The organism is Massilia eurypsychrophila (assembly GCF_002760655.1).
Classification (GTDB): domain Bacteria; phylum Pseudomonadota; class Gammaproteobacteria; order Burkholderiales; family Burkholderiaceae_D; genus JAFCUW01.
On the sequence record NZ_PDOC01000046.1, the window covers coordinates 1 to 9,436 of the forward strand.

Annotated in this window: 8 protein-coding genes and 2 pseudogenes; 6 read left to right on the plus strand and 4 right to left on the minus strand. The window is 54.9% G+C overall.

Annotated features, from left to right (window positions below; translation table 11 throughout):
* Nucleotides 1-103: pseudogene (locus CR105_RS26725) on the minus strand (IS6 family transposase); the annotation flags it as partial.
* Nucleotides 104-244: 141 nt separating this feature from the next.
* Between CR105_RS26725 and CR105_RS28095 the strand changes: the two are divergent.
* From CR105_RS28095 to CR105_RS26735, 3 genes are all read left to right on the plus strand, one after another.
* A complete protein-coding gene (locus CR105_RS28095) occupies nt 245-472 on the plus strand; it encodes a hypothetical protein (RefSeq protein ID WP_131021876.1) in 228 nt (75 codons plus the stop codon).
* Between the two features lie 714 nt (nt 473-1,186).
* Nucleotides 1,187-2,191: a tyrosine-type recombinase/integrase gene (locus CR105_RS26730; RefSeq protein WP_099793940.1), complete on the plus strand. Its 1,005-nt coding sequence runs from the start codon at nt 1,187-1,189 to the stop codon at nt 2,189-2,191.
* 8 nt (nt 2,192-2,199) lie between these two features.
* Nucleotides 2,200-3,105: a hypothetical protein gene (locus tag CR105_RS26735; protein ID WP_131021877.1), complete on the plus strand. Its 906-nt coding sequence runs from the start codon at nt 2,200-2,202 to the stop codon at nt 3,103-3,105.
* 79 nt (nt 3,106-3,184) lie between these two features.
* Here the strand turns inward: CR105_RS26735 and CR105_RS26740 are convergent, their stop codons facing one another.
* Nucleotides 3,185-4,516, minus strand: coding sequence for a replication initiation protein (locus CR105_RS26740; protein ID WP_131021878.1), 1,332 nt, complete (start codon nt 4,514-4,516; stop codon nt 3,185-3,187).
* Nucleotides 4,517-5,581: 1,065 nt separating this feature from the next.
* On the opposite strand from CR105_RS26740, the gene CR105_RS26745 reads away from it, so the two are divergent.
* Nucleotides 5,582-6,661, plus strand: a complete 1,080-nt coding sequence (locus tag CR105_RS26745; RefSeq protein WP_099793946.1) for a ParA family protein — start codon at nt 5,582-5,584, stop codon at nt 6,659-6,661.
* A complete protein-coding gene (locus CR105_RS26750; RefSeq protein ID WP_099793948.1) occupies nt 6,661-7,731 on the plus strand; it encodes a ParB/RepB/Spo0J family partition protein in 1,071 nt (356 codons plus the stop codon). The genes CR105_RS26745 and CR105_RS26750 overlap by 1 nt, the downstream gene beginning before the upstream one ends.
* 211 nt (nt 7,732-7,942) lie before the next feature.
* Here CR105_RS26750 and CR105_RS29660 read toward each other — a convergent pair whose 3' ends face one another.
* Both CR105_RS29660 and CR105_RS29665 read right to left on the minus strand, forming a co-directional pair.
* Complete coding sequence (locus CR105_RS29660; protein ID WP_379676206.1) at nt 7,943-8,149, minus strand: plasmid fertility inhibition factor family protein; 207 nt, start codon at nt 8,147-8,149, stop codon at nt 7,943-7,945.
* Entirely contained in the window at nt 8,049-8,450 is a 402-nt protein-coding gene (locus tag CR105_RS29665; protein WP_379676208.1) for a plasmid fertility inhibition factor family protein, read from the minus strand. Before CR105_RS29665 ends, CR105_RS29660 begins: the two co-directional genes overlap by 101 nt.
* 900 nt (nt 8,451-9,350) lie before the next feature.
* On the opposite strand from CR105_RS29665, the pseudogene CR105_RS29670 reads away from it, so the two are divergent.
* Nucleotides 9,351-9,436 (plus strand): annotated as a pseudogene (locus tag CR105_RS29670) (IS6 family transposase); the annotation flags it as partial.

The following is a 9,436-nucleotide window of genomic DNA, read 5'->3' on the forward strand; positions in this document are numbered from 1 at the left end:
TCATCTCCTCGAGGTGCCGGTAGCTCAGCGGGTAGGCCGCATACCAGCGGATGCAGACCAGGATCACATCGATCGGAAAGCGCATCCCTTTGAAGTTGAGCATGTCGAGTCGTCCTGGGTTCGGGCGCCGCAGCTTACCCGATTACCCCGTCGATGTTCGCTAATGCGACAGAACCATGCTGTGCGCCTGTTCGATGAATTCACATAAAAGGCTCGCTCATGGCCGAGGGCCTGGCGCGTACTGTTGAAGACCGAGGTCATGGCGCTTGGCGAGAAGACGCGTTTCATGGTGACCTCGTTATCTGGACTTGATGCCGGCATGCTGTACGGAAAAATTTTTGCGCGCGCGTTCAAGCCGAAAACTATATCAAACATCTCAAGGACAATCTGGCCGCCGAGCGTTGTCTATCTTGAGGTTGAGCCAGGATTACCTGGTGTGCTGCGATTGCCGATTGAGTCAAGATGGTCATAATTCACTACTCCTAATAGATTCCGCAAAGCGGGTTTAAAAAGGAGTTCGTGACACACGTGTCACTCGTCTATGCAAACATAGAGAAGGGAAAGCGGGGTACGAAATGTCGGAGGCCGACAGTGTGTCTGTACAGCAACTCACCCGTTGTGTCTAGCATTGTGTGGTGCTTCGGAAAGACGCATCGGTCGGCAAGCTATTGGCCGCATTTTTACCGGCTAAACGCCGGAAAACGTTTCGAATCAAGTAGCTAACCGTGTTCTCTGAAGGACACCGTGTCCATCAGGCTGGTACCCCCTACCCAGCGACGTCGAATTCAAGCAAAAATATCTGGGCTCTCCATCGAGCATACCGAGTGCCAGCCCGCAGTATTCTTGCGGCGCCCCCGTTCGCTCCATCGTCACCATTCGATAGTACGAGCCATACCAAGATGCATGTCGTTCGGCGGTAAAGGTAACTAACCCACCTATACTCATCCTAACCACTCCCCTCCAGACAAGCCCCGCGCTATTCGACGACCGAAACCCTGGCGGCTCGACCGACGCCGGTGCTAAGAGAGACAAGAGAGAGAAAAGAGCAAAGAGAGATCAAAGAGTGCCCCCCCCGCTTTCCCCGGAGCCGGCGGCAGTAGCTCACTATGAGTTAAAAGCATGTATAAGTTGGTTAGTTACCATTTATGCTATACTCGGCTGTAATTTAACCCTCCCTTTTTCCATCATGCGCAACCTGACTCCGTGGGACGCCGACCCTGTTAAAGCATTCAAGGAATTTGTCGTCACCGACGCCTTCGCCAAAACAGGCCGGCGCCTCCCCGCCGATGGTATTCCCAGGACGGTCTCCGCGGAATCAGCGAAGACGTACAACTTTATGTTTGGGAACCTGGCCGCATGGATCGCGGAGCAGGGAAAAACGATGTCGACGGTGACGCAGGCAGACCTGGTGCGCTTCGTCAACAGGACCGATAACCGGGAGCGGGTACTCAAAAGCAAGATCGCGTCCCGTTACTTGCGCCTGCTAGAACGCTGCTACGAGCACTTGGGCGCCATACCCAATCCGGCGAAGCAGGCGATCCTGGCCGCCAACATCGGCGACACGACGAAAGACGAGGCTGGGCGTGCGCTCTCCCCTGACCAGCTGCGGCGATTCTTCGAAGCGATGCCGGCGGATCCACCTCGGCGGCGCCGCGTGACTCCGTTCGATGGTTGGAAGCGCCGGCGCGATCGAGCCATGCAGGTTGTGATCGCGCTGGCCGGTCTCCGCGTCTCCGAGGCAATCGGGCTTCTACTAAGCGAACTTGGCCACCAGGTGGCACTGGACGGCTCGATCGAACTTTCGATCACTCCACAGGAAAAGCACGACACCAGCTATGAGCATGTGACCAGGCTGCCAAGCGAGGGCATCAACGAACTCAATCCTTGGCTGTGCGAGCGAGCTGCAATGGTGGATAAACTCAAGCTGCCTGGCGACTTTGTTTTCCCGGCCAACGTTGAAGGCAAGAAGATGACCAAAAAAACGGTCTACAAACAGATTCGGGCCACATTCGAGCGCGCCGGCCTCGATACCTCTCGAGCTGGCGGGCGCACCTTGCGCAACACGTTCGCGAAGGGACAATTGGAAAGCGGCGCCAGCCCGGTCGAGTTGAAGGACGTCCTAGGCCTGGCGCTCGAGCGATCGGCCGCCGACTATAAGTTCACGAAAATCAAAGAAGACCCACAACAGTGAAGCTCTCCATGATCCTAGAAACCCTTGCGGCCGCGCGGCTGCCTTCGGTCACCAGCGAGCAGCTGCGAGACCTGGTCGGCACTGCGGAGGGCAAAGCGTTCGCAAACGATCTGAGATGGTTCGCCGCCGGCGAGAGTGGGCGCCGGGATCACCTGGCGGCCGTCGTGAACGCACTTGCCCCAAGCGTAGGCCGGACGGTCGAGCAGCTCGGCTTTCAATTCGACTTGTCGGCCATCATCTCTGCGGCCAAGCGCGACGCATCGAGCGGGTTTGATACGATCAAGGGTGCGAGCGCGAGCACCGGAAACCGGGCCCGGGCTGTCATCTACCTGCAGGGCGCGGGACTGAACTTATCAAATGCTGGGGCCGCAGCGGCCCCGGCGCCGGCCGTGCCGATCGAGCCGCCCTACTATAGCTTCAAAGTTTTTGGTAGCTCCGCGGCGCTGTGCATTAGCGAGGCGCGCACGCGCGCTGGGAACCAGTACACGATCCAGATTGAAGGCGCACTGTTGTTGGCCGCCGGCAGCGGCCGCAAGGAGTTCGATTGGCAGAACAAGATCATCGTTCAACTGACTGTGCAGGAGTCTTACCTCACCCTGGCGCTGCTCGAGAACTTGGTCCCAAGCGTGAAGTTCGACGGCCACGGCCGGACGCACGACAAATCGCTACAGATCGAATTCCAAGAGTCTCACTATTTCGTGCGCGTGATTCAGCGCAATCGCGCTGCAGTAGCCGTGCCGGTTCGTGCGGTGGATGCTATCCAGTTCATCGCCCTACTCTACAAGCAGCTGCTGCGCAACGAGCCTCATTTGCGTATCGAGGATATTCGCACAATGGTCGCGAGGATGGCCTCCATGAGCGCCTTCAATGCTCGAAATGACCAAGTGGCAATAGGTGACCGAACTGGTAGGTGATTGGACTCACCGACCAATTCGCGTGATGACGAACAACGCCATGTCTCTCCACGTTGCCTCGTCGGTCGCCCGCACATCGTCAAGCGCTCTTGTTCACGCTGATCGCGCCGGTTTCAATTGCATACTGGAAGATGTCTTGCGGGCTTGGTTCACCCCAGTGTTTGTGGGCTAGCCAGGAGTACATCGGAATCATGAATCTCGGAATGCGTTTGTCAGGGCTCACGGGGATTCGCGTCACATTACTCGACTGCGTTTCGTTATATTCGGCAATGGCGGATTCACGGTCTCCTTCAGGCATCTCATTCCACATGGCCTCAGCCTCGGCGTTGCGATGCTGAGTAAATTTGATCTGTATTTCCCGCATGCTCTCTAGGTCTTCCCCAGGTTTAGCGAGCGTCTGTTCAACGACTTCGGGCGCGTATTTTCCTTCGAGCGCCCGCTTCATGTACGCGCCAACGTTCTTCACCGGGACTTGGCTCTTATCAGCGACGCGGGTCATCGTGAAGCGCCAAGTCGCGTCGATAACCGCGACTGGGTACGTCGTCAGAATTTTTTTCCGATCACGCACGCCGATTCCCATTTCCTCCAATCGCTTTTCCCACTCTGCCGTCTCATTAGAACTAGACGGCGCGTCAAGGCGGAACATCGGCTTTTCCTCGACAATGAACTGGAGATATTTTACGCTGCGCCCTCCGTCCTTATTCTCGATCAGTTCAATCGTTAAGTCCGATTTCTCGTTGATCTCCTTGATGGCCGGCTTCAGCTTTTCACGTTTGAATAGCTTGTATTCGTGGAGCACAGACTTCTCGTTCACCTCACCGTAGATCACCCAGCGCCAGTCCTCCCAGATCATCTCGTTGGTTCTCTTCGATGGGTTCGTGCGGAAGCGATTGACCCACTCGTACAGCGCTGCAGCTGAATCTAGTTTGAATGTGCGCTGGATCCTCAGATCTAACCTGGCATAGATTTTCGAATCAAGCAGCATCGGCTTAATCTGTGGTGAGTACGAGTAGTAGACCCGGTCCCGATCGAAGCCAACGAATGGCAAAAGCACACAAGACGCCCACATTGCGTCACCGTCCTGTTGCAGAAAGTCCCACTGGACCGTCATTTTCTGCATCTGCGTCAGCGCGTCCTTCAGGTGCTTCCGATTCGGGGATGTGTAGTCAATGATCCGCATTAGCTCCAGGCGGGAGATCGAGTACGTGTCGACGTTCGCGCTTGGATTTTTGGCATGCTCTTCAAGCGCATGCTTCAACATGGCGTTGAACGCTAAGCGTTGGGTCTTATTTTGAATCCCGCCAGTGATCGCCATGTGAATCGCTTGGACCGGTTTCTTTAGAATCTCAGGCTGCTGTTCGAACAGTAACGCCAGCGCCATCTGAGAGCCAGCGGTTTCATCGTAAGCCATCGGCAAATCCAAGCAAGGGGTAAGAATTGCTGAGTATTGTTCACCTTTGGCATGCTTTAGTCAAACATTTTCCCGAGTTCCCGTATCGCTTCACCCTACAAGCGCCGCGCAGATTCCCCCATGCCAGATGCTGAGCGCATCGCGAGGCGATAGGGCGGTCTGGCCAACGAGTCCTATCAAAAACGTTCACCTTTGGGGACGAAAGGTGAGGATTTCGGTCGGTTCAAACTCAACCTGGCCGCCGCGGCCCGACGAAAGCATGCCGTTTCCTTTGGTTTTTCGCCCCTGACCGAATTAAAGTTACTTGTGGCCCAAGTTTCGCTCGCTAGGCTATCAAAATCGCTCACCTTTCCACTCTTCCTCGCCCTCCCCTATCAAAAAAGCTCCCCTTTGGGATCTGCTGAGCGCTTGCCTATCAAAAAAGCTCACCTTTGGCATATCCAGCTGTCTCCTCCCTATCAGAAAAGCTCACCTTTCAAGTGTGTCCGAATCATGACTATCAAAAAGGTTCTCCTTTCGACTCGGAATAGGTACCAGGGCCGCCGTGTCCGAACTCACGAATGACTTCTATCGCCGCTTTCCGTTACATTTTTCACAACTCGAATCGAAGCTTATTTTGCGTACGAGTCAAAATGGTTGTCATCAAGGAATCGGTGTAGCAAAAAAGAGGCGTTTAGCACGACCGGACAAGGCTTATACACATGACCTATCAAAATACTTGACCTCAGAACATATCCCCAACCCTACCCTATCAAAAAAGGTCACCTGTAAACATATCCACAACCCTGACCCATCAAAAAGGTTCACCTGTAAACATATCCACAACCCTAAACCTTCTGAAACTCTTGCTGGTACTGGGCTTGCTCTGCGTTAACGTATACTTAAGGTCTTGAATGCAATTCATAAATTAATTGAACTACTAGGCACATGACCGACGACTCGCACGTTACCTTATTATTCGGCGAACGCTTCGCTGCTAGGTTTTTTATTGATTTCAAGGTTTATCCTTGCACGCGGATGATTTCTTTGTAAGAATAGGCGAAATTACATTAAAAGGGGAAATTCTTGAAGCGCAAGCCATTCAAAGTACAGGCCGTCGCAACTCTACTGGGTATCAGCGTCGATGCGGTTCGCCGTGATTCCGACGACGCAGGCTTGCAAATCGAGCGTCAAGGCGGAGACGGCCCAAAAACCAGACTGTTCAGCGTCGAGAACATTTTCGATCTTGCGGCCTATCGGTCCAAGAAATATGGCATCGTAGCCAAGCGACAACTCATCTTCACGGTGTATGCGCCGAAAGGTGGCGTCGGGAAAACGACGAAGGCGTCCAACCTCGCGGTGACCCTGGCACTCATGGGTGTACGGGTACTGGTGATCGACCTCGACTTTCAGGCCAACCTGACCATTTCGTATGGCTACGACCCTGAGCTCACGCACGAAGAAGCGCTTGAATCTGGCTTGCCTCTTTCCACGTGTGTCAATTATCACTTCGGTCACCTCCTGCCGCAGTGGCAGGGTAACGGCGCCGGCGCAACCCTTGACCAGGTCATCAAGAAGCCATTCGGCGAGAATGGACCACACCTGATTCCGTCCGAAGTTACGCTTGATCGACTGGAGGCATTATTTACCGTAGAGGCGATCATGAGCAAGAAGCCAGAATTGGCAATCGCCAGGTGGCTGGCGAATAGTCGTTCCGGGCAAAACAAGGACATCGACCTGTCCAATTACGATGTCATCATGTTCGACGCTCCACCCGCCAAGAACCAGACTACACGTGGCGCGTTGCTCGCAAGTGACTTTGTGATCGCGCCGGTGTCGATGGAAAAGTACAGCACGAAGTCGGTTTCGTACTTGGCCGGCGTCCTCGCCGAAATGGATGCGGAACACGGCAAGTATCCAGAACTAGTCATCCTTGGGAATTTCTACGACATGACTCGCGTACGGGTGGCGGCGCAGGTGCTTGCTCTGACCAAGCAATATCCTGACGCGTGGCTGAATAAACAGGTGAGCTCCAGCGAGGAGTTTCGGAAAGTTCTGTCCGATGATGAAGGCATGCCGCTGGCACTTGCGCGGCCAAGCAGCAATGCTGCTCACGAGCTGCGCGATGTCACTAAAGCACTCGTAGCGAAGATGGGGATACTCTAATGGGCAAAAAGCACGGATCTGAAGCGGAATTCAACGCGACGCTCGCTGCACGGCTCGCCGCCGCAGGGGGTTCTGCACCGCCTCCAGTCAATGGCGCGATGCACATGACCGCAGCGCCTACGGGACCATCGAAATCACTGGAGGCATTGCTCGAAGGTGACACGGCCACCGCGGCGCCGGTGCTGCGCACCCCGATGGTCGAAGCAGCCGGCAATGCACAGTCAGCGGACGTCATCGTACGCATCCAGGTGCAACTGGTCGTGGACTCTCCATGGCAACCACGCACACGCTACGACGAGACCGCCCTGCAGGCGCTTGGCCAGACAATGAAGGATCGGGGCCAGGATGAGCCTATCAAGGTTCGCAGGCTGGCAACGGGTCAGTTTCAGCTTATCTATGGACACCGGCGCATCCGTGCGGCCCGATTGATCGGCTGGGCCGATATCAAGGCGACGGTCGTGGACTACGACGACAAGGCGGCCGAGTTAGCAACGCTGGTCAGCAACGAGAGTCAGGTGGAACTGAGTGACTGGGAGCGTGCGGAGGCGTACAAGCAATCACTCGACCATGGCCTCGCAGCGGACCAAAAAGAAGTAGGCAGGCTTTTTTCCTGTTCACAGTCCCGCGTTTCTCAATGCCTAAGCCTCTACAAGCTCCCTGAGCCGATATTGCAGCTGCTAGGCAAATACCCCGGTTTGATCAAATATCGTCACGCCAAGGTCGTCTTGCAGCTTGTAAAGGACTATCCCGAAGGGGAGGAGGCGATCGTGGCTGCGGTCGAGAGCATGATCGACCATCCTGACCTCGAGGCTGACGAGTTGCGCAACCTGGTGGAGAAGGCGCTCAAACCAAGGCGCCCTCGCCCGAAGGCGCTGGAACCTCGAATGATTGGCGACAAGAATGGATCCTCGGCCTTCTCAGTGAAGCTCCATGAGCGCCAAATCGTGATCAATATTGAAGAAGGCGTCGATGTCGAGATGGCAGGAAAGCGAACAATGGCAGCGTTACGTGAATACGGGCAGACATTCGAACTCCCCGAAAACAAAAACTCTTTAAAATCAGAGACTTAAACTTCCGCGGCTTTGTCGTTTTCCGTTAAATACGTTTATAATCAATGACTTAGCAAGTTTTATGAACCGCTAATATTCCGGCGCCAGGTGCGCCGGATTTTTTTTGCCTATTAGGTCCGAAGCAGTATCCCCTTTCACGGCGACGCTGCCATGACAGACGAAAAAAAACCCGGCCACCTGTGTCGGGTGGCCGGGCGTAATTGCAGTTCATTCAGTAAGGGCGGGTGCTCTCCAACTGATCCTTTAATGCGGACAGGAGTAAGGGTTGGCGCCTCGATGATCCGGCTAGCTGAACGAGCAGCTCCGCGGAGTGCCGTTCACATAGTACCGGGAATTGCTTCACGCCATTTGCTAGCAAATAGATTGTGCGTGTAATGCCGTTCGTGAAGTTGAGGTAATACCTCCCCTTCCCGAGCAACTGTGACGTCGCTCTTCCAAAACAGAAAACGTCGGCGCCGTTCTACAATCTTTTGCGCGATAAGACCACATGATACTTCGGCCAAGGCAACTGGGTTTTGCGCCCCGTGCGCGAAGCCGTCGACTGCGTTGTGGTATTTGTAGTCGGTCGGCCATGTGCTTTCGTCGAGCAATTCAACGTCTTGGTGGCTGCTATGCGCCGATCGCAACAATTGTACGAAACGCGACGCGTCCACAATTACGATCGCGTAGCAGTCCTCGCCTGCCGGGAGTTTGGCTAGGCATATGAACCGAGCGACCATCGTTCAAAGGAACCTCAAACGTGGCTGCGGTCAGCCAGCCGAAGATTTTCTGAACTCCTGTGAACAACGGTAAGTCATTCCGGGCGGGGACTACACGGGAATCGGCGACGTCGTTGGTGCGGCAGCTGGTTGGGTGTTCGAACTAGGCACTGGGTCTTCCTATTGAAAGTATTTCGATGGCAGGATGGTGATGAATGTCTCGGCGCCAATATGAATCGCCGCGAAAGTGTTTGTGTGTGTTCCACGCGCCTGCGCGGTTACTACGGAAGACTGTCTTTGGAATACCACACGTGTTCGCTTCTCGAATTGCGTACAACTCTGCGGGAGGCGACCGGCGGTACAAACGCCTAACGAGAGCTCGGATCCAACAGCGTCAGCGGGGCCGGTGTACTGGCGTTGCACTGTTTTAGGTTTGTAGTTGTATTGCGGTTGGGTACACATAGAATGCTCCTCTCTATGCCGATTTTCGGCGGTGGGAAAGGAGGGCGACCGTTCATTGTTCGTCGGCTTGCGACAACGGTTGGATGACCCGCTAGGCGTGCAGAGAAAATGAGGAAATGCCTTTGGCCGACGCCATATCAGTGGGGCAGGTGGTTGGCTGAAAACTGCAGCGGCAGGGACATTGCTAAACTGAGGATATTTCTATAATGATATTTTGCGTTGCGACAGGGCAAGTATTGCACCTTTTGCGCTGGTAAGCAAGGTGGGGTAGGGTCCTCAGGCGGTCGATAGACCAGTACTGCTGATACATCGTCTCGGGCCCCGTCAGAGATAGATCAAACATCCGTCCGCGGATCGCCTCACAATAGGGGGTTAGGACTGCTCGAGGTTCTGTCGCATTAGCGAACATCGACGGGGGAATCGGGTAAGCTGCGGCGCCCGAACCCAGGACGACTCGACATGCTCAACTTCAAAGGGATGCGCTTTCCGATCGATGTGATCCTGGTCTGCATCCGCTGGTATGCGGCCTACCCGCTGAGCTACCG